Below are 25,009 nucleotides of genomic sequence, written 5' to 3'. Positions count from 1 at the left end.
GATATAACCTTTCATCGCATTGAAAACGCTCTCACGGGGATTTAATATAGCTAGTATAGAGCGATAAAAAATAAAGAGTATCAAAGGCTCGTTAAATGAGGGAGGAATCATTATGAAGAAAGCTTTTGAGAAAGCGCAGCAGTTCGGTAAATCTTTTATGCTCCCGATTGCCGTTTTGCCAGCGGCCGGTTTATTGCTGGGAATTGGCGGTGCTCTTTCCAATCCAAATACAGTTGAGGCCTATCCTTTTTTAGACTTTGCTTGGCTGCAGGCCATTTTCACGATCATGAGTTCTGCAGGAAGCATCGTATTCGGCAACTTGCCGGTTATTTTTGCCGTAGGTGTTGCAGTAGGCTTGGCACGGTCGGATAAAGGGACCGCTGCATTGGCAGCCATGATCGGCTACTTCGTCATGAACAGTTCAATAAATGCACTGCTTCAAATAAACGGGGAACTTGCCAAAGAGAATTTGGCAGGTGCCGGGCAAGGAATGGCGGTCGGGATCCAGACTCTGGAGACCGGTGTGTTTGGCGGTATCGTAGTAGGTATCGTTGCCGCACTTTTGCACAATAAATATAATAAAATTCAGCTTCCGCAAGTGTTAGGGTTTTTCGGGGGTTCACGTTTCATTCCGATCATCGTTTCCTTCGCGTCCATCTTGGTTGGAGCCGTGCTTTTTATCGTATGGCCTTATTTCCAACTTTTCATAAACCAATTAGGCGCGCTGGTAACGAGCACAGGTACGATCGGGACTTTCTTTTACGGATTCATATTACGGATGCTCGGGCCGTTAGGGCTGCACCATATTTTCTACCTTCCCTTCTGGCAAACAGCTTTAGGCGGAACGATGGAGATTAAAGGGCAGATTGTCAGCGGGACCCAGAATATCTTCTTTGCGCAATTGGCCGACCCAACTACCGTCAAGTATTATGAGGGTGTTTCCCGGTTCATGTCCGGACGGTTCATCACGATGATGTTTGGTCTGCCTGGAGCGGCATTGGCCATTTATCATTGCGCTAAACCTAAAAATAAGAAAGTCGTGGCCGGTTTGCTTCTTTCAGCTGCCTTGACCTCTTTCTTAACTGGCATCACCGAACCGCTTGAATTCAGTTTCTTATTTGTCGCACCGATCCTTTATGTTTTTCATGCCTTGTTTGACGGACTTGCCTTCATGATGGCAGATATATTCAATATAACGATCGGCCAAACCTTTTCTGGAGGATTTATTGATTTTACTTTATTCGGGATACTCCAGGGCATCAGTAAAACAAACTGGGTTTATGTACTTCTCGTCGGCATTCCGTGGTTTTTCCTATACTACTTCACTTTTAAATTCTTGATTAGGAAGAAAAACTTGAAAGTGGTCGGCCGTGAAGATGATGAACAGGCCGCTGTTACACAAGTAACGGCATCAGAGAGAACCCAGACCATCGTCAATGGATTAGGCGGACAGGATAATATCGATATAGTCGATTGCTGTGCAACCCGTCTTCGTGTCACGGTAAAGGATGAATCATTGGTGAAAGAAGACGTCATTAAACAAACCGGTTCAAAAGGCGTCGTAAAAAAAGGAAATGGCATTCAAATAGTTTACGGTCCCCAAGTGACGATCATCAAAAATGAAGTGGAAGAATACTTGGGTCATTGAGAACATAGATAACGATAAGGACGTGTTAAACATGCAACAGGTGCTGGATAAAATTCACAAAGGCTTAATTGTATCATGTCAGGCATTGGAGAATGAGCCGCTGCACAGCCCTTTTATTATGGGACGCATGGCCATTGCTGCCAAAGAAGGCGGTGCGAAGTGCATTCGCGCAAACTCTGTAGCTGACATAATGGAAATCAAGAAAAATGTGGACCTTCCAGTCATAGGGATCATTAAACAGGTGTATGGACAAAACGATGTCTATATCACTCCCACCATGGCCGAAATTGATGCATTGATGGAAACCAAAGCCGAAATCATTGCGACGGATGCTACATCCCGGGTAAGGCCGGACGGTAAAACGCTAAAGCAGTTTTACAGTGAAATAAGAGCAAAATATCCGGATGTTCTACTAATGGCGGATGTATCCACCATTGAGGAAGCCAAATACGCTGACGATTTAGGATTCGACATTGTGGCGCCCACTTTATACGGGTATACGAACGAAACTCTCGGCCAGAAAATATATCAGGATGACTATGCTGTCCTCAAAGAAATAGTAAAAGCAGTGAACAAAGCTAAAGTGATCGCGGAAGGAAATGTCATTACACCAGAAATCGCCCGCTCTGTATTGGATATGAATGTCCATGCTGTAGTGGTGGGCGGTGCCATTACCAGGCCGCAGCAAATCACCAAAAGATTCGTGGACGCTATCCAAGAATAGAAAATAGCACATAGTAATGAAAAGACCCAGGCTGGCAACAGTTTGGGTCTTTTTTTCGATTCAAATTGCTGCAAACGTCCCTCCGGTTATTGACGTCCCTAATGGATACATTAAACTATAAATACAGATAAGAAATCCGAAATGGGTGATCACATGGAATATCTAGCAGAAAACCTCATATATGGCATAGAGTGCAGCATGGACAAGTTCACCAAAACAGAAGAAGAATTGGCCCATTATATTCTGCAGCGCCCTGAAGAAGTAAGTCAGTTAACCATCAGTCAAATAGCTAAAAAGCTTCATATTTCACCTGCAACCATTACGCGTTTCTGCCAGAAATTAGCTTTTTCTGGGTTTAATGAGTTCAGGCATGAGTTAAAAAGGTTCGTGGATCTCCGAAATACGCCGAAAAACATGAAGAACATCAAGCAGGTGGATTATTTCGCTAAACTGTATCAAGATCACTTAGGTATCATCGATAATACCTTTCATATAACGACATATGACAATATCCAAAAAGCTGTATCTTTCCTTACAAAGGCAAATAAGATTCATGTATATGGAATAGGGAGTTCAGGTATAGCGGCCCAGGAGTTCAAGTCCAAGTTTTTTCGTATCGGCTTAACTGTCGAAGCCATTACAGACCCCCATCAGTCCATGATGGATGCAGCTTTAAGTAACGAGAATAGTGTTGTCATCGGCATTTCCATTTCCGGAACGACGAAAGAAGTAATTTCTGCAGTTAAAATCGCAAAGAAGCAAGGCGCACGCATCTTGGTCTTTACTGGAGATAAGAATTCCGAGCTCTCACAGCTTGGCGATCTATCACTATTGGTCACAAGTAAAAACAGCATGCATATGGGACAAAACATCTCTCCATTGCTTCCGCTGCTTTTACTTTTTGATTTAATATATACAGAGTTGGTAGCTAAAGATTATAAAAACAGGATTAGCATCAGGGAAAAAACTTTAAAGGTATTAACCGAGAACGACTGACTTTTGGCCGATCCGTTAATAAAAGTACATTGAAGTTATCAGTTTGCTTGTTTAGCTGAATCTGAGCGAAAGTCCTTTGTTATTCATCATAAAAAAACTGCATCTCCAATTGGTTAGCTGTTACTGACAATTGGGGTGCAGTTCACTTTTGTTCCTTTTAAATTAAATTCCTTATTACTGGCATGGAACGTTCTTGAAGGCTCTCGGAAAGAAGACTATACGCAACTACTTTATTCTTGTACTGTTTGACTACGTCCACGTGGTCGTTGTAAATGTACACAAATAATCTAACATCGTTTTTTCCTCTTTTTACATCAATTATTATTGGAGTCCCGCTGTTCTCTGGATGTAAAAACAATTGCTCGTTCCCGGGGAATATATGATTTTTTTTCAAAAACCTAGCTTCGTTAAAATAATTAAGCACTTGAATTTTATCTTCACCTTCCAAACGTTTTCCATCAAAGGTTATGATTGAATTCGCGTCACTAACTTCTGAATGTATTTTAAATTTACTCATAATCCAATTCACTGCATCGGTTGGAAGACAGGTAACTAATAATTTGAGCAAACTTAAGATAATTGTCAAAATCAATACAGGCCATGTCATATTTGATCATCTCCGCTACATTATTATTTTAAGAGGCGGTCAGTTTTTCTTTGATGTGACCGTTCTATTAACGTCTCATTTTTTTAAAGCCATCTATCAGATTTTTTTCGTTCAAATTTTCGTCACACTTGTGAACAAATTCACATTTTTTCACAAATAGAGTATGTCTTATGAATCACGATTAAGCCAATATTTCTATGCATTTTGATAGTCTATTATAATAATCATTCACGGTATCTTAGGCTGATTTTATTACGAAGTAGATGATGCCCACAGTTAATACAAGGGCAAGACCAATATAAATATAACTAAGGTTCAACAAATTCCCTCTCGTTGCTGCAGAATAATCACTATCACTCTTCCCCGTTAATGAAAGGGTGCCAACCAGAGCAACTAAACTAATGGCTACTACTAATATTACACTTATCGTCAAATACAACGCCTCCCAATATTATTATCTATTTCCTTGAACCATTTCAAATCATTCCGATTCCCATCGTAGATCGCGCTTCACGTTTAATGAGTAAATATATTAGAAAAAGCCTACTTCTCTATAATAAAAGAACAACCAATTTTAGGACCATCCAATTAAGTGAAATTTCCACCATCCACTTGTTGAATTCTTTCGTTAATATACATAAAAAAGTGCAAAGCGCCACTGAAGAAATGGCTAAGATACCGCGTATTGCAGGAACTCAGACCTAACTTGCTTCCACAAAAAAGACAGAAAAAGAATCATGATTTCGTCACTATCTAAAGCCTATAAATAGTGATTGGAATGGGTGTGTGAGCCCTCCTGCGGGAAAAGCGCGTCTACGGAGACCCCGCAGGCGTAAGCCGAGGAGGCTCCCGGACCGCCCGCGAAAAGCGAGTGCCTGGAGTGGAAACCAACATCTAAATTGTATAAGCCTCTAGACAAAATGAGGATTGAAGTCCGAAAAGTGAGGTGAAGGTCGAATAAAATTCGTGAACGGTCGAATATAGTGCTGGGTAGGTCGAATATAGTGCCTCCACGGTCGAATATAGTGTGGTTAGGTCGAATATAGTGCCTCAACGGCCGAATATTGTGTGGTTAGGTCGAATATAGTGCTTTAACTCCGAAATATTGTGTGGTTTGGGTCGAATATAGTGCCTTAACTCCGAAATATTGTGTGGTTTGGGTCGATAAACAGCTCCGGTCTTTATGATTTTTTTACTGTAACCCTAATTGGATTGAAGAAATTTGCGACACTCCTGCCGAATTACTGGCTAGCCGAGACACCACAGGCGCTTGCTTTGATGCGGCTTGGAAGCCAGTCGGCGGAAAGGGATGTTAACACAAAGTTGATTGGAACGGAAGGTGCGAGACTCCTGCGGGAAAAGCGCGTCTACGGGAGACCCCGCAGGCGTAAGCCGAGGAGGCTCCCGGACCGCCCGCGGAAAGCGAGTGCCTGGAGTGGAAATCAACATCTAAATTGTACAAAAAAACTGCAGGCAAAACGAACAAGTTTGTCTACAGTCTGGAATCACGGAATCCTCATGACTCTCTCTCGTGAATATCCATATGATTATAAACTTTTTACAGCCTCTGCAAATCTTTTGATGCCTTCGTGAATGGAATCCTCATTTTCCCTTGCAAAAGTAAAGCGTACGTATCCCTCATTTGTACCTAGTGTTGAACCCGGAACATATATGACTCCCCTTTTGATGGATTCCTCCAGTAGCTTTAATTCGTTCAATGGCACTTTCAGTTTACACCACAAATGAATTCCACCATTTGGCGAATAATAATCAACTTTTTTTGGCAGGAATTGTTGAAGGCTCGAAACCATTGCATCCCTTCTTTTTTCCAGTTGCCCCCTTAAGCAGGCAAGATGGGCAGGAAAATACTCTGAATCCAAAAAATCGTTTGCTATCCATTGAGTGAATGAGCCATGACCGAAGTCAACCTGCTGCTTAGCATCGGATAGTCTCTCAATAACTGGTTTCGGTCCTATAATCCACCCAATTCTTAAACCGGAAGCAACAATTTTTGACAAAGAGCTTATATACAAAACATTTCCGTTGTTGTCCATCGATTTAAGAGTGGAAATTTCTTCACCGGCAAAGGAAGTTAAACTATAAGGATCGTCTTCTATGACCGGTATTCCATATTCGGATGAAAGTTCAAGAATCCTTTTACGACGGTTGATATGAAGGACAGTTCCTGTAGGATTTTGAAATACAGGGTTCAAAAAAATCATCCTAATCCGATGTTTTTTATGGAGTTCCAGTAAATCCTCTGGGTTGATGCCATCTTTATCAACTGATAAAGGAAAAATTCTTAGGCCCGCGGATTGAAAGATGGGAAGGTTGTAACTATATGATGGATCTTCCAATACAACGGCATCTCCTGGCTTTAACAAGCATTGGACCACCAGATGGATGGCTTGCTGTGCACCAGAAGTAATGAGTATAGAAGATGGATCCGTGTTAATTCTCCTATACTGTTTAACATGATTGGCTATCGTTTCCCTTAAAACCGCATTGCCTTGAGGGTGATCATAACCTAAGCTACCAATGAAGGACCTATTGGAAATGATTTCACGTAAGGATTGGACTGGAAATAAGTCTTCTGAAAGCTCCCCACTAGCTAAGTTAATAAGGTTATGCCCTTCCGTCTCTTTACGTATTCTTTGGGTTACTGGCATATTGGGCAAAAAAGAACCCGCTTCGATATATCTATTCCAACTAGGGATACGTTTTCGGGTAATTCCCCAGATATCCTTGCTGATCATCGTTCCGCTTCCTTTTTTTCGTTCAACCAGCCCATTTGCTTCCAATTCATCATAAGCTGCAACAACTGTGCTTCTGTTAACTCCCAGTTCACTTGCCAAGAAGCGTTCAGATGGTAACGGCTTATCCAATAAAAATGTTCCATCAGCAATGCCACTCTCGATGTAAGCTGCTATTTGTTTATATAAAGGCTTCTTGGATTTTCTGTCCGTTTTCCATTCCATAAGCTACATCCTTTAAAATGTTTAGTTAAAAGCGTACTGCATTAATAACTTCATATACTTATTCATTCCCAATAGTAGTAAAACCTCTTATTTCAGTATAATCTTCAGCAGAGATTATTGCACTCTGCCATACTACAAAATAAAAACGAAAGCCTCCATCCAAATGAAATGGAGGCTTTCGTTTCATCTTCTTCAACTATGCAGACTCCCCTTCAGCCAAGGGCGATTCAGATAGTGTCCGATTGGGATTTGGATCAGGCTCGTTTTCCTTTGCGGACCGTCTATCTTATAAAGTTCATCACACATATTCACATCAAAGCCGAGCAGCGGGTGCCCGTTCATTCCGAGGGCTGACGACGCCAGCAGTAATTTCTGAACGAGCATCCCCGCCTCCATTTGCTGGATGCGGTATCCTCTATATCCAAGTTGCGTTTTGGAATGGTCCCGCTCACCAACTACATGTATGCAGATCGGCACTTGCTGAAAATTCATGATATCGAGGGACATTCCGTATTGCAATAGGAGCCGATGATCTCCTGGTTGTATCTGTCGTAATGAATGTGTCGTGCTGTCATAATGGTATGCACCATCTTCTATGTCTTCCACATTATATAAGCAAGCATAGAGGGAAACGCGATTTTCGTTGTTCTCGTTTGTTCCATCCAAGTCATTTCGATAGGAGAATGAAGCGGTTGCCTCCTGCAGGAGAGCGGCCAGTTGCGATTGACTGACTTTCCCGAGTACGAAGTCCATTTCAGGTGAAAATCGCTTCCGGCAAACTGATGCCAAGTCATAGGACAACCGCTTCACGATAGGAAGGGCTACAATTTTCCCTTCAGAGTCCGCCTCATTCTTTGGATGGATCCGCCGGAATGATTGGGTGGATTCGATCATGGATGCTTCATTCAGTTTAGTTAGCATCGGAAATTCCCTGATCCTCTGCGAACGAACATAGTGTTCAGGCTGAATTCCCGTCAATTCCAGCAATAATTCCGTCGAGGTGACATTTCCTCCCATACTCCTTTCTTCCCTAAATCTAAAAGAAGGTTCTGTCGATAAGGGCATCACCGCATACGTGCTCTCTTCCTCTTCCGAAAGCCCGAGCAGATGATTGATGGCCCGATCAAGAAATTGGAAGCACACCCCGGCGGCGATTCCAAACCGTTTCGCCACTTCGAGCAACTGTCCAAGAAGCACGCCCGCATCCAGACCTTGCAGACGGTATGAAAAGTTATTATATTTGTAGAAGTTTTTCCAAAACATCGTCGATACGAAAACCGTGCCAAAGGATGCTGACATATCAAAGGATTCACCAAGAGCCTTTGTTAAATAGGAATCAAAATTCCCTTCCCGCACCAAAACCAACCGGTGGTGTGCTGCATCATAATGGTATACGCCAGCAGGTAATCCCTCCATCTTCAAGTATACGTACAATTCACTTGGATACAAAGCTCCCCCTGATGGCGGAAAACGCCGGAATGACTGCATGAGGTCCTCAGATTCCGAGGATCTCGGAACCTGGCTGACTTGGGTCAGGCCATATGCGTACCAGAGGAAATGACCGATTCCTTCGAGGTCCTGCCGTGAAGGCCCGCTCCCCCCCTCGAGCGTCAGCGGCACCTCCAGTGAGAGTGGAAAAACAGGCAAGTCACGGTAAAGCTTATACGTTAGCGGTGCATCTTCCCAATCCACTTCCCAATCCGGCGGACTTGCCTTTTCGATATCAAAATGCAAATTGTGCAAAAATGCCTCTAGACTCATCCTCCAACCTCCTAAGTCACCGCTTATGGAAAAGGATGCGGATGCGGATTGAGCTGCTCGAAATCAAGCGGCCGTTTTGCATATCCAAGTTCCATCGGAACCTTCAGTATTCTCTCAAGCCCCGTTATGCGGGTAAGATGATGGCCGAATGTCATCGGCAGCATCCCCGGGATCAGCACTTTCACGCAATGTAATCCATTTCGTGCAATTTCCGGTGTCGTCTGATCCACCACAATCACCTCGAGTTGCAAGCGGTGAAACTCCTGAAGGATTTCCTGCAAATCTTCCGTCAAGTCCGGATGGTTCACCTTTTCCCCGTATTCTTCAGCGAATGTTCGCATCGGGCGGTCATCATCCAGCAGAAACTGCAGTCGCTCTTCGGCTTGCGGTAAACCGTACAGCATGCCATGATCATCCATTTTCCGTACCAGCGAGGAATCATGCAGCATTTTCTCAACCTCATCCTGGTTCTCTTCCAATTTATCGTCAAGGGTCAGCATCATGCCAGCCAGCTCGAAGACCGCGCTTTTCACCGCCCGGATCGGGTCCAGATGAGCCCCTGCCGCACATATGATATTCAACCCTTTTTGTTTCCTGTTTTTTGCCAGCGCCCATACACTCGGTATACCATGTTCCATCGTCGCATTAAACAAATGGATATCATATCCCGCTGCCGCCCTCGCCCTGTCAATCATCAGCTCCAGTTCTTTGTCATTTGCAGAATAAGGATCAAGACGTGTGAGGGGCAGCTGCGCATACCAGGTCAGCAGGAACGAATCACGTTCGACCACTTCCATGATGCCGTAGAAAATGGCCTCCTCCAAACTTCCCCCTAGAGCACAGCCATTGGAAGTTTCATAGACAAATCCATGACCGCAGCCCAAGCTGTAATAGGAAAGCAATTCCGGGACCAAGATCGGCCGCTCTTGCAAAAATGAGTGGCCCCATACCCAATCTATCGAGCGGCCAGGATTAAACGGTTGAAACGGGAAATCCCGCTGTGCATAATTTTCCTTCGAGTGTACCCCTATCCTGATGGGATCGAGCGCAAAATCTTTCAGGTTGTTGTAGCTGTCATGAATGACTGTCCGTTTGCCGCGGGGCTCCATTCCGCAATACCTTTCCAATCCCTCCAATATGGCAGTCATCTCACTGACTTCATATGAGAGAGTCCGCCCTGCCGACCCCTCATCTCCTATGAACAAAGGCAAATTAACACTTACATCGGCAAATGGCGGTACAAGGTCTATCATTTTATTATTCAAAAATCCTGTGCGGTGGTCCAAGTAATCCTTGGCCAGAACTTCTTTCAGCTCCTCCATCGAACGGGTACGGTAACTTTCGGGACTGATTTTTGGACTTGGCTGCAACGAAATTCTTGCACGCTCCTTCGAGTCATCAGGTAATGTTGAGCAAACCTGACACAATGGGTCAGGTAAAAAAGAGTGCCACGAACCATTCAGCGTCTTCAGGCTGATTAATGATACATGCCCTTCCGATCGGGCGCGTTCTCCTTTCATCACCTTCCTTGCCTCTGCACAAATCAAGTGGGCCATCTGTAAAAGGCCTGTGCGGGATGCCGAAGCATCACGCTCGATCCCCCCATTTTCCTGCAGCTGTTGGCGGATTCCCCACATTTCTTTTCGATCACGTCCGGCCATGAGATACCTTTGGTCCGCGCACTGTGAGCAGCCAGGAACACCCGGGCGCACCAGCGGACCTATCACTCCCTCTCCAAATGATACGAATCCCCGCAGCCATGGAATGCCCGCTTGCCCTATCACCTCTTCGGCCTTTACATGGAAAGCGGGATTCCAAGCATCTTGCAGCAGAAGGACCATGGCAGTCGTTTGCGGGATTCCTGCCTCGAAATCGGTTTGGCGATTCACCTGATATTGGCCGGACAGGTCCCCATGAACATGGTCGGCCAACACTCCTTCCCCGACAACCAATACGACAGTTTTCACCCTGATTCCTCCTCTCGCAAAAACACCCCGAACACACCTGCAATTTCTTCCTTCAAGAAAGGTTCCAGATCCATTTCGAAAACGTGGATTCGCTTACTGTTCTTCTTCAAGACTTGAATGGCGGACTGTACCAGTTCGGGAATCCCTTTCACCCCGCATGAAGGAATCACAAGATCCACCTTTTCTTCCTCAAGAACAGGCGATGCCACTAAACCTGGAGCTGTTAAGCAAACGGTCTGGTTTTGGACTTTCATGACGGATTTTTGCAATGCGTTCCGTAATGCGATCGTTACATTCAAGCCGACAGCGCCGGACCAGCCATCACTCGTTCCAGCCCAAACTACCGGAAAACCGGACACTTCCTCACCCAAGGCGATGATCGGATCTCCCTGCAGCCGGGTCAGCGCCTGTAAATAATACCTGCAGCGCTCATCTTCCACTTGAGCCAACTGCACCGTCAAAAGTTTCTCCTGGTTGAACCGCTTATTTAAAAACTCTGTATCCAAACTGCTTTGCAGTCCCCGGCAAACACATTCAGCAAATGTTTCCCCTGCTCCGACACCGATCGATTCCTTTATTTCGTCTGCACCCTGAAGCGGAGGAAGAGTCGCAACGAGCTGGCTGAGTGTTCGGGATGCATATGCTTCAACTCCTGCAAGACCGCATTCCCTTCTCGCTTCCTCATGAGTCAGATCTGAACGGATAATTTCAGGCAGGAGTTCGGCCGGACCGGACGACAACGGATCAACGACATGAACGCGGCATTGAGCCAACGGCAGCTGTTTTAAATCCCCCTCATCCCACCGATGAAAAATTCCGGATTCCGACGATGTTAACCGGCTGAAATACATAAATACCTTCCCCGGCTCAACCGGGTCTGCTTTCTGTTCAAGCCGCCGTTCAAAATCTTCAACCCATGTTGCAGTCCCTTTTCCCGTCACCCCCGGGTGGGGAATGAACGGATGCCATTTTCCCTCCAATGTATCCATATCCAACAGATAAAATTGATTGGCTTGTTCTGCTGTCGTAACTCCTGTAGCGTCTTTAAACCATTCAAATACCATTATATTGGCTAACATCGCTCCGGCTGTAGCGGAAAAAGAAGATGATGCCTGATTCTTCTCCAGCTCAGCTTGATGTAAACGGTGCCACGCTGACTCCCAACACCCCTTTGAATCTGGATGGACAAGCGGACCAGCCATGCCTACTTGATTGATGATCATTGCAGGAAACAGGCTCTTTTCCCCTTGCCTGCAAACCGAATGAAGTTCTCTTAATTCCTCTATATCACCCTCCTGTGACACATATAATATCGAGTCAAAGGGCGGCACGATCTCCTGCCATTCAATCTCTGTTCCCTTTTCAAGCACGACCTCCTCTATCGCAACCTCGTCGTCCGTCTTACGCGCATGTGCCACGATTTCATTCAATCTTTTTCTATTGGTCTGTACCGTGTCCGTAATGAAGATATGGAATGCAGGCAATCCCGATTCAATCAGTGAGGACACCAATGAAAGGAACAATGGGCCAGAACCTATAGCCAACGCCTTTTTCTTTCGATAAATTTCAAAACGGTGAGCCCCGGAATCGCCGCAACTTTCCAGGAACTCGATTTGCGAAGCATACCTTTCAAGTACTTGATTCCTTAATTGATGGGGACTGTCCTGACTTACATCCCGAACAAACCCATTCCCGTACAGAACCTCGGCAATTTCCATTACCCGGTTCCGGTATGGGCCAGGCAATCCATCCGTCAACTCGCTTAATGTATGGTTCCCGTTGAACATCGGTAATAGCTTTTCAATCCACTGTACGATCGAGCTGCCCTCCATACGGAACGAACTTATGTTATTCCTGAAATACACACCTCTGTTCGGTTCCGGAAGAAAAAACGTATCCCTTTTCACTTTCAAACGCATAGAAGGGGTCAAATTCACCATTCCGCTCCTCCTAACCCGATGCATTCTAAGTACTGCTTTTAGCACAGCACTTCACTTTAATCCTATGTACGACAATTTGTCCCTTATGTCTCATGCTATAAAGAAAAGTCCCTGCACATGCAGGGACTTCCTTTAGAAAACCTGGATACTTAACCCCCGCAACGTCCGCAACGTCCGCAACGACCGCCGCAACCGCCGCAGCGTCCGCATCCACCACAGCGTCCGCATCCACCACAGCGACCGCCGCAACCAAAGCAGCCAAAGCACAAGAAACAGCCAAAACAACCAAAGCCGCCCACACCAATGAATTGTCGAGACGAATCATCCAAATTGTACTGGTTTTGCTCCCAAGGAACTGGCTGAGTCACCTGAAAATCATCGACATTCAGATTTTGCAATTGATTTTGAAATTCATACATTTTATATACCTCCGTTTTTTATTTATAAGATAGTGCTTAGAACAGGAAACCTGAACGAAATGGTCAGGGAATTTAACACCACGTCAAGTAATCCCTCCAACAAATTATGTCAGGGGAGTGGGTATTGCCACTGATTAAAGCGCCTAATTTCCTTGAATCTCCTTAAAACGGTTCAAGACGGAAATAGGATAATCACTATATTAATTATGTGGCTTGGTACAAATGAAAAACTTCGAACAAATCTGTAAGAACCTGGAACTAAGTTGGCAAGCCTAAATAGGAGCTTAGCAAGTTAGAAACATAGAACCTCAATATCCTTTTCATCTATGAATTACGATGCTACTCCAAATAATCAATTTATGAATTCAATCTTGCTTCGGACAAAAATAAAGCCCTTGCACTAACTTATACAAGGACTTTATTTAATCACTTTGAATTTTCTTTTGGTAAGTCTAATGTTGGAGTACGATCAAAGAAATTCCACGGTTTTAACATGGCGTGCACCCATTCTGTTGGCATCATTGGCCATTCTTCAGCTCGTGCTACATGAGTTGCACCTGTGGTCATCCATACCACATTATCTGTATTGTCAATGGAACCGTTGTCTGCCGAATATTGTCCTAATCCTGTATCTGTTTTGCTGCGGTTCGGATATTTACCTTCCGGATATCGCTCATCCGGGTCATAATTTGTGACCCACAACTGCTTGTCCATAAAGTTAACTCGCTTAAAAAGCCAGTCATCATCACTAAATAAGGCTCCTTTGGCAATCGGGTGAGTGCCTCCTGCAAAAGGGATGATTTGATAGGAAACTGGATTTCCTACCTTATTCTCTTTATTAAGATTACTGAACAGTCGAATAGTGGAAGAATCAAATTTTTGAATCGACTCTTGCTCCGTCTTTACTGTTTTTTCTTCTGTTACCATAACACTTTTGCGTGGACCGCCCTCTTGATTTTTTTCTACCTTTGGATTAATTTCCATTAGGGAATTACTTTCGCCATCAACATCTAGGTCAAGCCTGAAATTGTAAATGTGCTGGTGAGTGGTTCCGACAATATTATTATCAAGCAAGGTACCATATTTTGTATCTTCTTTTGCAGTTTTATCATGCATTGTTTTTGATTTAACACCTTTTACTGCTTCAATACCGGATGCTCCTACATCAATATTAATTACTCCATTTTGCGATAACTTCCAATCAAAGATATAATCATAGTTTCCTATTGTACTAACCCAGCGAACCACTAATTCACGGCGTTCACGGCTTTGATTTTCTTCTTTAAATGTCGCAAGGTCGGCATGTTTATATTCTGGCCCCGCATATTGTTCAAATACTGCAATGGCATTTTTAATAACGTAAGGATTGCCCGAGTTATCTGCAATTGTTGCATCTAGCAGCACGGCGTTTTCTGGTACGTCAGCTCCAAGTTCCAGCGGTGCAGTTAATGTGCCCATTCCATATTCACCAGCATCCAAATAGGATTTGAAGTACCAGCCAACGTCAGGATCTCCGTAAGGAACTATCATCCCACCCAGCGATCCTTCATACATAATTTTTCTTTTTTTCCCATGGTCATCATAAGTAACGGTTGATAACACAGGTCCTACCCGAGTATCCAATCGCAAGTGGAAATCCCAGTTTTGCCAGCTAATCGTATTTCCTTTTATTTCATAGTTCTTGCCTTCAGGCTCGGTAATATTAAGCGGTTTTACATCGGATTTCTTCTCATAATCTCTACCATCATATGCGTTTAATTGCATCGGGATTGGAATGACACCTTCATCTTCTACTTTAATAACCGCTTTCTTTTCAAGATCTACAACAGCGACCAAATTTTCAATAGGATGCGCCCAAAAATTCCCATCCCCTGTATCCAAATAAGATACTATTTTCAATAGACGCTTATCATGCTCCAATTTATCTTCACCATCGAAATAACCTACTGTCAAAGGGGTCGCAACGACCTTTTTAGGGTCATCTATACCCCGCTTTTTTAGCGCTTTTGCATAGTCTTCACTTGCTTCAATGGCTCCTTGGACAGTAGCAAAATCATCCAGAATTAACATGCCATGAACGCCGTCCATTTCATTCCATGAAACTAGTTTTTTTGATGATATATTCACTTCACCCTCAATAACTTGTTTGCCATTCAATGCAATGAACTCTGCTTTTCTTGTAAATGCGTCGTCTTTTTTCTCTTTATCGTACTCCCACTCCCACACTTTCTTTTTTTCGGGAAGCTTCAGTGTAATTTCTGTAAAACGAAGAGTATCTTTATATTTCCCTGCCTCTTTGATCACATTAACCACCGCTTTAATTTCTTTAGGAGTTAAAGGATCTAAAGGATGATAAGCTTCTTTTATTTTAGCTGTTTGCTTGATGTCAGGGAGAACTTCATTCACAAAATGATCAGTTACGTAGATTTTCTCATCTTTTTCTATCACGTTTGATTCAAGTGTAATCGCTTTTCCATTAATATACGCTTTATCAGAATCAGGTATTATTTTTATGACCGTATCATCTTTTTCGATGGTGATTTTTTTTGTAAAAAAACTCCAAAAATCAGATTTAACAGTTGCACCAGTACCTTCTAAAGCTGTTTCTAGCTTAATTAATTCCATTTCACCGCCATGAGCAGAAGCGTTGTTATTATGAATTAGTGAATAAGGAGAGAATATGAAAGTTAGTGCAGTAATTACAATAATTGCTGCTTTGAAAGTTCTTTGCATTGTTTTCATAGAATGTTTCCTTTCATTTTATATTTTTAACTTTCATTAGAAATAATAGTCTTAGCCACCGTACCAATTTAAGCCTTTTTCACCTAAATCAATCCATACACTCTTTGAGTGTGTATACATATCCATGGCTTGTACCCCTAATTCTCTACCAAATCCACTTTGTTTCATTCCTCCAAAAGGAGTTGTACTATCTAGCATACTGTACGTATTAACATAGACAGTTCCTGCTTGGATACCGCGCGCCATACGATGAGCTCTTTTTAAGTCATTGGTCCATATCCCCGAAGCTAAACCGTAAATAGTATCATTTGCTTGTCGTAGAGCATCCTCTTCATCTTTGAAGCGAATAACCGACACGACTGGTCCAAATATCTCTTCACGCGCAATTGTCATTTCGTTGGTTACATCTCCAAAGATGGTAGGTGTGAAATAATATCCATTTTTCTTGCCTCTTTGGCCACCCGTCACTAATTCCGCACCTTCTTCAAGACCAATCGCTACATACTTTTCAATCGTCTTTAACTGTTGTGCGGAAACTTGTGGACCCATTTGTGTTGTCGCTTCAAGGGGATTTCCTACCCGTATTGATTGTACTTTACTAGCAAAAAGATCCATAAATTTATCATAAATACTTTCTTGGACAAATAAACGAGAACCAGAAGCACAAACTTGACCTTGTGCAAAGTAAATGCCAAACATCGCTCCATTAACTGCATCTTCAAGAGTGGCATCGTCAAATACAATGTTAGGTGATTTCCCTCCCAATTCTAACGAAACTGGTTTCAAGTTTTTTGTAGCTGCTTGCATAATTAACCGACCCGTGTCCGTTGACCCCGTAAAGGCAATTTTATCGACGTCTGGATGAGAAGCTAAAGCAGATCCCACGGTTGAACCTGGACCGGGTACAATATTAATCACCCCATCAGGAATACCGACTTCTTGGAACAGTTTAGCCAGCTCTAAAATACTTGTTGATGTTTCTTTTGCTGGCTTAATAACAATTGTATTTCCAGCAGCTAAAGCAGGAGCTAATTTCCACATCGTCAGCATTAAAGGAAAGTTCCAAGGGACAATGGCGCCAATTACACCTAATGGTTCTTTTAGTGTGTAGTTGAAACGATTGTGAGGTGATGCTAATGTATCACCCTGAACCTTGTTTGCAAGTCCTGCATAGAACTCCAGTACATCTATGGTAGAAGGAAGCGCTATATGCTTTGTTTCATTGATTGGTAAACCATTATCTTTTGATTCTACTTCCGCTAAAAAGTCTGAATTCTCCCTCATTTTCTGAGCTGCTTTATACAGAAGTCTGCCTCGGTCACTAGGAGACATAGTAGCCCATGGTCCGGATTCGAACGCTTTTCGAGCTGCTTTAACTGCATGGTTTAAATCTTCCTCGCCCCCTTGTGAAACAAGGGCATGAACTTCTCCTGTTCCAGGATTAATCGTTTCAAATGTTTCTCCTGAGAGTGAATCTGTCCATTTTCCATCGATAAATAGTTGATATTTTTTCATTTTCTCCACCTCTTATCTATTTTTTTGATAAAACTTCGAAATTACTAACCATACAATTTTGAAAAACATAGATAGCTAGGTTTCCTTATGTGATGCGTATCTTGAATAAGCTAAAAGCCCCTAACTTTGTTTACACACATAATTGAAAGCGATTATATTATTATGATTTTTCAACATGGATAATGAACTCTTAAGTCTTGTTTTTTGGTAAATGGCATCCATTAAAATTGAATGTCATCAGGAGTAATCCTTAGCTCTTTAAACTTCATTCGATAAACTCTATATTCAGATAGATATGTCATAATGTAGTCTGAAATCTGCTCATTTACAGTGCTTCTATTTCAGCACGAGTTAGCGTTTCAATTTCTGAATTGTCCAAGAAAGCATACCTCTTCCATTATTTTATTGATTTTTTAAAAGAGATAGAGTACTTAGCAACTCTAAAAAACACATAAATATACCCAAAAATTAAACAACCGTTACAAAAACGTTATACAAATAAACATTACTCTCCTTCAATTACCTTTAATTCAATAACTCAAAAGTGTACTATGCATTCACTTATTCTGTTTTGATAAGGAGATGTTTATTTTCCTACCTCACACACTTCGTTTCTTTCATCTCCTTAGGTTTATTTTAAAAAGTCTTTCTAATTTATGAACTATTACATGTTAGTATTTTATATTATCCAGAAAAATCAAAAAATTTACTATTACCCAAATGGGTCATTTTATATCAAAAAGTAATTCATTTTATTTTAAAATGTTATATAATCAAAAAAAGTTAACTTGGAGGAAAGCCTATGAAGGATATGTCTAACCCCAGCTATAAAAAAATTTTATCTTTTATGGATGAAATTACTTTTTCTAATGTAAATTTCCGTGAAAAAGTACTACAGACCTTTGAAAATTTATTTGGTTACTGCCAATCTGTTTTTTGGTTATGTGATGATAATAATGACTTGATCGAACCTATTACGTTAAATATAGATAAATATGTTACGGATGATTATCTTAATAACTTTTATCAATTAGATTTGCTAGCCCCAAAATATAATAGGCAAAAAGCAAGTAAACAAACTGTTATAAAAAACCTTGATTTACTTCCTCCTGAATTATATGAAAAAAGTGTATACTATAATGATTTCATGTTTAAATATGGATTTTATTATGATGTGGGTGTTTTTTTATATGATAGAAACAGCATTAAAGGTGTTCTGAACTTCGTTAGATCCAAAAAGGAGAAGCCTTTTAGTACATCCGATATTATGTGTTTAGAGGTTATTTCTAGGTTCTTATCGCAAAAAACAAGTGATTTCCCTTATCCTTCTGTAAGCGATCCCAAAGAAAACATTAATCCTTTGAAAAATAAGATTCTGGCTAGTTCTCAAGATCTCAGACAACCAGATTTAACATCAAAAGAAGCAGAAATATTACAACTGGTTCTAAAAGGGCATACCAATATCACCATTGCCAGCGAACTATTTATTAGTGTTAATACAGTAAAAAGACATTTGCAAAATCTCTATAGAAAGTTTGATGTCTCAAACCGAACAAGTTTATGCTATAAAATTGTTAAACCTTAAACACAATCAAAAAAACCAGAAGGTCCCCAACACCCTTCTGGTTTTCATATTAATTGCCTTACAAGTATCTTTTTTCTTCGTCATTTACAATGAAAAAATCCTTATTATAAAGATTGCCCCACCCTTGTTGATGGGAGAATCACTTATGTACTGCCGTATCCAATCAGGCGTTTCTCCATGTCTTTTAAAATATAAGAAAGCTGTATAGAATCTTTAATTAGGAAGTTACCTCTTGTGCTTAATAAGAATTCCACACATCACTCTTTCCAATTAGTTCTGCAGTTGTTCATATCGATTCCAGTTTACCGATTTTTCCAGCACGATTGATATCAAGACGCCCATTATGAGCCCATTGGTCAAAAAGGGCTGTAGAAGCGCGGGAACGTTCGAAAATGCATTAGGCATGATGTTCATCAAACTCACGCCAATCAATACCGGTACGGCAAGCCTGAATATCGTGTCTGAAGTGAAATGCTGACCCTTGACGCTGTTGAAAGCCGTTCCGAAAAGCTGAAGGTAAGCAACGAACAATACTGCATTCCCGACTGTTATCGGCATCGTGGCCAGGAAAGAGATGAAAGGAGGAATGAGCCCGATTATGGTCAATAACATGCCTCCAAGTAAGAAGGGCCTCCGCTCATAGATTTGAGTGCTCTGCAAAAATCCGATGGATGAAGTAAAAGGTGTATACGGAACAAGGCCAAGCACCGGAGCGAAAATGGTAAAGCCGCCAGTCATGAATAAAGAATTTCGATACTGCTTGTGTTCAGCTTCATCACCGATTAATTCCGATGCAGCCTGAATCGAAGCGAACGTGTTGCACAAATTCAGTAATCCTGCAAAAAAGGAAATCGCTATGATCCCGAATTCCAGGTTTGGAGCACCTAATGGGAAAAATGAAAAAGCGGCACCCGTCGAGCCCATTTCTCCCCCGGCCTCCGGAAATAGCAGCTCGTAAAAAATCCATCCCACCATAATTCCGATCAATATCGAGAAATTGCTTATGGTCCTTGGACCTTTTATCTTTAATATACTTACTAAAAGTACAATCCCCACTGATAGGAAACTGACCGGGATGTTAATTTCCCCATTCTCCGTAATCCCCAGCATCCCCTTAAAAAAGACAAAAATTAGCTGGAACGTCAGTAGGAATAAATAAACCGTCATGACCATGGGAGTGAAAATCTTCTGGACATGAGAAATCAGGTTGAAGGCAGAAATAATGACGGTGACGACACCAGCGGCAATGAGGCCAGTAGCAATTCCCCCTCCTATCTCAGCATAACCGAGCCCTATGGATGGTGCAGATAATCCTAAATTCAGCATCACTCCCCACAATAGACCGGAGTGACCTTCCATAAGTGGATACTTATGCCCCTTCCACCCCTGAAACACGCAAGCGATCCCGGTGAAAATGAGCGAGCTTCTCATGGTCATTTCCGTGACATCGGGAGGAAGATCAAAAGCTGCGCCAATCGATATGGGCACTACTACCGTATTTGCAAAAATAAAAAACAACCATTGAAAAGAAGAAAATAGAGTCACAGAAGATCTCCAACTTTTCATAGATTCCATCTCCTTTGAACATGATACTTTTCAAACTCATGGTGAATTTCACTTGTCCTTCCCTTGAAAAAGGCGATAGGACATCACCATGTTAATAAACGCGGTCCCGGATGGTCCGCTGCTGCATTGCTGGACACATAATTTATGTCGCTGGACCTTTGCAGGCGCATGAGTAATGATAACGTTCCCATTAATAGTAACAAAGACTGCGGCTCCCCGCTAATTTGTTGGCTTGATTAAGGTTGCAAGGCCGGCAAGCAAAAGCGGGACATTTATATAAAGACATGGGAGGGCTAACCCATATAGCCAAAAAAATCACTTCCACAGCAACATAAGTAAATAAAAGTACACGGAACCCGGCAAAAATGAAAAAGGAAATCCGGAAATATCCAGAAATCCTTTTTTCGTTTAGTCCTACCGTTCAATGGACTGCTTTTGTTTATATAGTGAACCGGAAACTAAGTTCCCCTTGTAAATGACCGCTTTACGTTCCGAACGCCTGGCAACTGCCTCTGCAGAACAGCTTGCGTCAATTAACACCAGACTTCCGGCATCCCCAACTTTCGGCCATACCTGGTTACCCTTATCATCCAATGGGGTTTTTCCGCCAGTTATATACCCGAGTGTCCGGGAAAGCGAGACTTCATCAATCCATTTGAAACGTTCTGCGAGCCTTCCTGCCCTTTCCAAGATGTCACCATTCCCGAGAGGTGACCATACATCAAAGATATTATCATTTCCTACTGATACTTCAACCCCTCTTTCATGTAATAAATCAACAGGGGGCATTTGCCTGTTGATCGGGACACTGGTGACGATGGAAATCCCCGCCTCCCTAAGAATGTCAGCCAGTTCATAGGCTTCTTCCCTGGATACGTCCCCGATGCCGAACGCATGGCTTAATGCTACCCTTCCTTCCCAGCCCGCTTGCTTGGTCAGAGCTGCCAAACGTTTCATGGTGAACGTGCCCAGATGGCCGGGATCATGTAAATGCAAGTCCACATCAGCATTAGCTTCCACTGCTAAATCCATCAATTGTACGAGAGATGCTTCAATATTGTTATCGACTGTGGCTGGATCCACTGCCCCGACGATTCCTGCTCCGTTTCGCAATGCCTCCCTGACAAGCTTGACAGAGCCGGACCGCAACAAACCGTGCTGCGCAAATGCGACGATTTCTGAACTGAGTCGATTGGAATAGCCAGCAAGCGCCTGCTGAACTTGCTCTAAGTTTTCCAAGCCCGCTTCCGGATAGATATCAACATGAGTCCGTATATGTGCAGAGCCAGAAGCTAACAGGATTTCCAGTAAAGATTCTGCACGTTTACATGCGCTTGTTGCAATGGAAGGCAGAACCCTCTTCTCATTTTCAAAGCGTTCAATGACACTTGAAGAAGGAGTGCACGCTCTCCAAACATCCCCCATCAGTGTCTTATCAAGATGGACATGCTTTTCAATGAAGGATGGTAACGCCAGCAATCCTTTTGCATCTTCCACTGGTAAATCATCACGTATGGCTTCCCCATCTTTGACAATCTTCGTGATCCTGCCATCCTCCATCAACAGATGAAATAGCCCCGTGATCGTTCCTGTAACTCTTTCATTCTCTTTCCGATAACCACATTCCAAACGAACATTCTTTAACCAATAGATTCTATTCATGATCTTCATCCCTTCTTGAACTAGATCTTCAATTCGACTTCAAGGCAGATTCGCGATCAAGTCCGCCGTAAACCAGATTTCCATCGACCATGATCGCAGCCCGCGTCGATCTCCTCGCAACTGCCTCGGCAGCACATGATGCATCCACAAAAACCATACTTGCATCATTTCCCACTTTCGGCCATAAACGATTTCCTTCATGGTCCAATGTCTTGACTCCGCCCGTAATGAATTGGAGCGATTGAGACAATGCATACTCGTCCTTCCAGTTGTACCTCTCAGCCAATCGGCCTGCCTTTTCCAGCATATCTCCAGTACCGAATGGGGACCAGGAGTCGTAAAAGCCATCGCACCCGAGAGCAACATGGACACCTTTCTCATGCAGGGAATCAATCGGGGGCATGACCCGGTTGATCGGAACTGTAGACATAATCGCTATCCCCAGGTTTGATAATTCACTGGCCAGTTCATTCGATTCTCCTATTGAAACGTCACCAAGTGCAAAAGCATGACTGATGGCCGCTCTGTTCTTCCACCCTGCTTCATCGATCAAAGAAGCCAGTTTCTTGATCGTATATAAACCAAGGTGACCGGGATCATGTATATGAATATCAATATCTGCATCAAATTCAACAGCCAAATCGACCATTTCATACAGGGAAGCTTCTATATTTTTATCCACCCCGCCAGGATCCAGGCCGCCCACCAATGACGCCCCTTCTTTCATCGCTTGTCTCATCAACCCTTTTGAATTCGTTCTTAGCAGTCCATGCTGCGGGAAAGCCACGATCTCGGATGTCATTTTCCCTCTGAAACTACTTAGCGCCTTTTGAATTTCTTCCAAGTTCTTCATACCGATGTATGGATCGATGTTTACATGCGTCCTTACATGCGTTGCCCCGCCGCTTAACAATAGTTGAAGCATCCGTTCAGCCCGGAGCCGCCCGGTTTCAGCCAGTTCAGCAAGCTCTTTTGCTTCTAACTTTAAGCGTTCGATTAAATTCGGAACCGGAGTGCATGATTTCCATGGCAGTCCTAAATAAGTCTTGTCAAGATGGTTATGCATCTCTTTAAAAGGAGGAAGTGCAAGCAGCTTTCCCGCGTCGTGAACAGGACCATCCATCTTCAAAGGCATACTTGAAGCCAATTGCAAATCCTCTATGATCCCATTTCTTATATACATGTTGTATGTAGCTGTTTTCGTCCGATTAATTCGTTCATTCTCAAAAACAAATCCACTATCAAGCGTAACGTTTGTAAGCCAGTATGCTTCATTCATCCAATCACTCTCTTTAATAGAAGATTAAACACCTGTAGTCTCAAAAGATGAAATAGAACCGCTAACAACATTGCCCCTGAAGATGACAGCAGCACGCTTCGCCCTTCTAGCCACCGCTTCCGCTGAACAACTGGCTTCAAGCAAAACGATATTCGCCTCATCCCCGACATTAGGCCATGCCTTGACCCCGTCTTGGTTTAATGGAGTCTTCCCTCCTGTTATGAATTGAAGGCTTTTCGCTAAGGAACGTTCATCAATCATGCGAAACCTCTCTGCAAGGCGACCGGCCTTTTCCAGATTGTCCCCGATGCCAAAGGGTGTCCAATGATCAGTGATGCTGTCATTACCCAATTCCACTTTCACCCCTTTTTCATGAAGCAGAGGGATGGGGATCGTTCTGAAGATGGGCACTGTGGATGTAATCGATATGCCTGTTTCCGAAAATCTTTCGGCAATGCCCGTTGCCTCCGGGACTGAAAGATCTGCCAAACCGCTGGCGTGGCTAACCGTTACCCTTCCTTGCCAGCCTGCGTCTTCCGTCAGTGAAGCAAGGCGTTGCATGGTGAAGAGACCAAGGTGATCCGGATCATGTAAATGGACATCGATATCGGAATTGTATTCAACCGCGATATCCATGATCGTTTCAAGGGACCGCTCTATGTTTTCATCAATGGTGGCGGGATCCACGCCTCCTACCAGATTCGCCCCATTCTTCATGGCCTCCCTTACTAAACCAGCGGAATTGCTCCGTAATAGTCCATGCTGTGGGAATGCGACGATTTCATACGTCAATTTATCACTATATCCTTCCAGTGCCTGAATGGTGGCCTCTAAGTTTTTCAGTCCTATCACCGGGTCAATGTTGCAATGTGTGCGAATATGGGTAGATCCGAAGTCCAATAATAAATCCAGCATTTTTTCTGCCCTTCCCTTAGCGGTAGGCAATAATTGGGGCAGTAATACTTGCTCTTCCTCTATCCGGGTTTTCACACCATTAATGGCAGGCATGCAAGCCTTCCACGGACCTCCATAATAGGTTTTATCAATGTGGATATGCATTTCCTTAAACGAGGGGACCATCAGGAGACCGTGAACATCATGCTGCGGGTCCTGATCCGTTATCGATTCCTTCGCCGATAAAATGGAAGAAATTTTCCCATTTTCAATCTTGATGTGGTAATTGCCGGTTTCAGTACCGGTGATCGTTTCATTTTCATTATAAGTAAAACCATTTTCCAAGCGGACATTCGTTAACCAATACGATCGAGACATTAAACTCACCCTTCCATTCAGATTGAACATGCATCACTTTCATTATAGTTTTAAAGTTCAGCAAATAATTTCAGAATTTTTACTCATTTTTATGTTATTTTTACTTATTGTGCCAAAGAAAAGGCTCACCCTAATGGATGAACCCTTTCAGTCTGTAGACAACTCTATGAAAGCTCAGTTTGCCTGCAGTTTTTTATTTAAAAAGTTCAATTGATTTCAGAGATCGACTCCCTTTCTTTTATAGACGTTGATTTCCACTCCAGGCACTCGCTTTCCGCGGGCGGTCCGGGAGCCTCCTCGGCGTCTTTGCGCCTGTGGGGTCTCCCTTGGACTCGCTTTTCCCGCAGG

17 protein-coding genes are annotated in these 25,009 nt (G+C 43.0%); 4 read left to right on the top strand and 13 right to left on the bottom strand.

Features of this window, described 5'->3' with window-relative positions:
• The first annotated feature begins 112 nt into the window (after positions 1-112).
• From ABC374_RS03070 to ABC374_RS03060, 3 genes are all read left to right on the top strand, one after another.
• Complete coding sequence (locus ABC374_RS03070; RefSeq protein ID WP_413015854.1) at positions 113-1,648, top strand: maltose/glucose-specific PTS transporter subunit IIC; 1,536 nt, start codon at positions 113-115, stop codon at positions 1,646-1,648.
• Positions 1,649-1,679: 31 nt separating this feature from the next.
• A complete protein-coding gene (locus ABC374_RS03065; protein ID WP_350301482.1) occupies positions 1,680-2,372 on the top strand; it encodes an N-acetylmannosamine-6-phosphate 2-epimerase in 693 nt (230 codons plus the stop codon).
• 153 nt (positions 2,373-2,525) lie between these two features.
• A complete protein-coding gene (locus ABC374_RS03060) occupies positions 2,526-3,368 on the top strand; it encodes a MurR/RpiR family transcriptional regulator (RefSeq protein ID WP_413015852.1) in 843 nt (280 codons plus the stop codon).
• Between the two features lie 157 nt (positions 3,369-3,525).
• On the opposite strand, the gene ABC374_RS03055 is transcribed toward ABC374_RS03060, so the two are convergent.
• From ABC374_RS03055 to ABC374_RS03015, 9 genes are all read right to left on the bottom strand, one after another.
• The gene (locus tag ABC374_RS03055) at positions 3,526-3,975 is read right to left on the bottom strand and encodes a YfmQ family protein (protein ID WP_350301480.1); all 450 of its coding nucleotides are present in this window, start codon (positions 3,973-3,975) and stop codon (positions 3,526-3,528) included.
• 238 nt (positions 3,976-4,213) lie between these two features.
• Positions 4,214-4,408, bottom strand: a complete 195-nt coding sequence (locus tag ABC374_RS03050; RefSeq protein ID WP_350301479.1) for a hypothetical protein — start codon at positions 4,406-4,408, stop codon at positions 4,214-4,216.
• A gap of 1,114 nt (positions 4,409-5,522) precedes the next feature.
• Positions 5,523-6,953: a MocR-like pyridoxine biosynthesis transcription factor PdxR gene (pdxR, locus tag ABC374_RS03045; RefSeq protein ID WP_413015849.1), complete on the bottom strand. Its 1,431-nt coding sequence runs from the start codon at positions 6,951-6,953 to the stop codon at positions 5,523-5,525.
• A gap of 192 nt (positions 6,954-7,145) precedes the next feature.
• Entirely contained in the window at positions 7,146-8,714 is a 1,569-nt protein-coding gene (locus ABC374_RS03040; protein WP_413015847.1) for a SagB family peptide dehydrogenase, read from the bottom strand.
• Between the two features lie 23 nt (positions 8,715-8,737).
• Positions 8,738-10,681: a TOMM precursor leader peptide-binding protein gene (locus tag ABC374_RS03035; protein ID WP_413015845.1), complete on the bottom strand. Its 1,944-nt coding sequence runs from the start codon at positions 10,679-10,681 to the stop codon at positions 8,738-8,740.
• Entirely contained in the window at positions 10,678-12,621 is a 1,944-nt protein-coding gene (locus tag ABC374_RS03030; protein ID WP_413015843.1) for a putative thiazole-containing bacteriocin maturation protein, read from the bottom strand. The genes ABC374_RS03035 and ABC374_RS03030 overlap by 4 nt, the downstream gene beginning before the upstream one ends.
• A gap of 149 nt (positions 12,622-12,770) precedes the next feature.
• Positions 12,771-13,040 carry a heterocycloanthracin/sonorensin family bacteriocin gene (locus ABC374_RS28795; protein WP_350301474.1) on the bottom strand — a complete coding sequence of 90 codons (270 nt, stop codon included), beginning with the start codon at positions 13,038-13,040 and terminating at the stop codon, positions 12,771-12,773.
• 426 nt (positions 13,041-13,466) lie between these two features.
• Positions 13,467-15,782: a copper amine oxidase gene (locus tag ABC374_RS03020; protein ID WP_413015839.1), complete on the bottom strand. Its 2,316-nt coding sequence runs from the start codon at positions 15,780-15,782 to the stop codon at positions 13,467-13,469.
• Between the two features lie 51 nt (positions 15,783-15,833).
• The gene (locus tag ABC374_RS03015) at positions 15,834-17,297 is read right to left on the bottom strand and encodes an aldehyde dehydrogenase family protein (RefSeq protein ID WP_350301472.1); all 1,464 of its coding nucleotides are present in this window, start codon (positions 17,295-17,297) and stop codon (positions 15,834-15,836) included.
• Between the two features lie 802 nt (positions 17,298-18,099).
• On the opposite strand from ABC374_RS03015, the gene ABC374_RS03010 reads away from it, so the two are divergent.
• Positions 18,100-18,882, top strand: coding sequence for a response regulator transcription factor (locus ABC374_RS03010; RefSeq protein WP_350301471.1), 783 nt, complete (start codon positions 18,100-18,102; stop codon positions 18,880-18,882).
• Positions 18,883-19,152: 270 nt separating this feature from the next.
• Here the strand turns inward: ABC374_RS03010 and ABC374_RS03005 are convergent, their stop codons facing one another.
• The 4 genes from ABC374_RS03005 to ABC374_RS02990 all read right to left on the bottom strand — a co-directional run bounded on the left by ABC374_RS03005 (position 19,153) and on the right by ABC374_RS02990 (position 24,661).
• A complete protein-coding gene (locus tag ABC374_RS03005) occupies positions 19,153-20,448 on the bottom strand; it encodes a uracil/xanthine transporter (RefSeq protein WP_413015836.1) in 1,296 nt (431 codons plus the stop codon).
• 414 nt (positions 20,449-20,862) lie between these two features.
• The gene (locus tag ABC374_RS03000) at positions 20,863-22,110 is read right to left on the bottom strand and encodes an amidohydrolase (RefSeq protein WP_413015834.1); all 1,248 of its coding nucleotides are present in this window, start codon (positions 22,108-22,110) and stop codon (positions 20,863-20,865) included.
• Positions 22,111-22,138: 28 nt separating this feature from the next.
• Positions 22,139-23,389: an amidohydrolase gene (locus ABC374_RS02995; protein ID WP_413015832.1), complete on the bottom strand. Its 1,251-nt coding sequence runs from the start codon at positions 23,387-23,389 to the stop codon at positions 22,139-22,141.
• Between the two features lie 24 nt (positions 23,390-23,413).
• Positions 23,414-24,661 carry an amidohydrolase family protein gene (locus tag ABC374_RS02990; protein ID WP_413015830.1) on the bottom strand — a complete coding sequence of 416 codons (1,248 nt, stop codon included), beginning with the start codon at positions 24,659-24,661 and terminating at the stop codon, positions 23,414-23,416.
• Between the last annotated feature and the right edge of the window lie 348 nt (positions 24,662-25,009).

The sequence above is a fragment of the Peribacillus phoenicis genome, assembly GCF_047238085.1.
Taxonomy (GTDB): Bacteria; Bacillota; Bacilli; order Bacillales; family DSM-1321; genus Peribacillus.
The sequence above is the reverse complement of the archived record's forward strand: the minus strand, read 5'-3'. Positions and strand labels throughout refer to the sequence as shown.

Coding starts and splice junctions, on each gene's coding strand:
- ABC374_RS03015 (WP_350301472.1), bottom strand. CDS start 17,297: ATGAAAAAATATCAACTATTTATCGATGGAAAATGGACAGATTCACTC.
- pdxR (WP_413015849.1), bottom strand. CDS start 6,953: ATGGAATGGAAAACGGACAGAAAATCCAAGAAGCCTTTATATAAACAA.
- ABC374_RS03070 (WP_413015854.1), top strand. CDS start 113: ATGAAGAAAGCTTTTGAGAAAGCGCAGCAGTTCGGTAAATCTTTTATG.
- ABC374_RS03030 (WP_413015843.1), bottom strand. CDS start 12,621: ATGGTGAATTTGACCCCTTCTATGCGTTTGAAAGTGAAAAGGGATACG.
- ABC374_RS03005 (WP_413015836.1), bottom strand. CDS start 20,448: ATGAAAAGTTGGAGATCTTCTGTGACTCTATTTTCTTCTTTTCAATGG.
- ABC374_RS03065 (WP_350301482.1), top strand. CDS start 1,680: ATGCAACAGGTGCTGGATAAAATTCACAAAGGCTTAATTGTATCATGT.
- ABC374_RS02990 (WP_413015830.1), bottom strand. CDS start 24,661: ATGTCTCGATCGTATTGGTTAACGAATGTCCGCTTGGAAAATGGTTTT.
- ABC374_RS03040 (WP_413015847.1), bottom strand. CDS start 8,714: ATGAGTCTAGAGGCATTTTTGCACAATTTGCATTTTGATATCGAAAAG.
- ABC374_RS03010 (WP_350301471.1), top strand. CDS start 18,100: ATGAAGGATATGTCTAACCCCAGCTATAAAAAAATTTTATCTTTTATG.
- ABC374_RS03000 (WP_413015834.1), bottom strand. CDS start 22,110: ATGAATAGAATCTATTGGTTAAAGAATGTTCGTTTGGAATGTGGTTAT.
- ABC374_RS03055 (WP_350301480.1), bottom strand. CDS start 3,975: ATGACATGGCCTGTATTGATTTTGACAATTATCTTAAGTTTGCTCAAA.
- ABC374_RS03020 (WP_413015839.1), bottom strand. CDS start 15,782: ATGAAAACAATGCAAAGAACTTTCAAAGCAGCAATTATTGTAATTACT.
- ABC374_RS02995 (WP_413015832.1), bottom strand. CDS start 23,389: ATGAATGAAGCATACTGGCTTACAAACGTTACGCTTGATAGTGGATTT.
- ABC374_RS28795 (WP_350301474.1), bottom strand. CDS start 13,040: ATGTATGAATTTCAAAATCAATTGCAAAATCTGAATGTCGATGATTTT.
- ABC374_RS03060 (WP_413015852.1), top strand. CDS start 2,526: ATGGAATATCTAGCAGAAAACCTCATATATGGCATAGAGTGCAGCATG.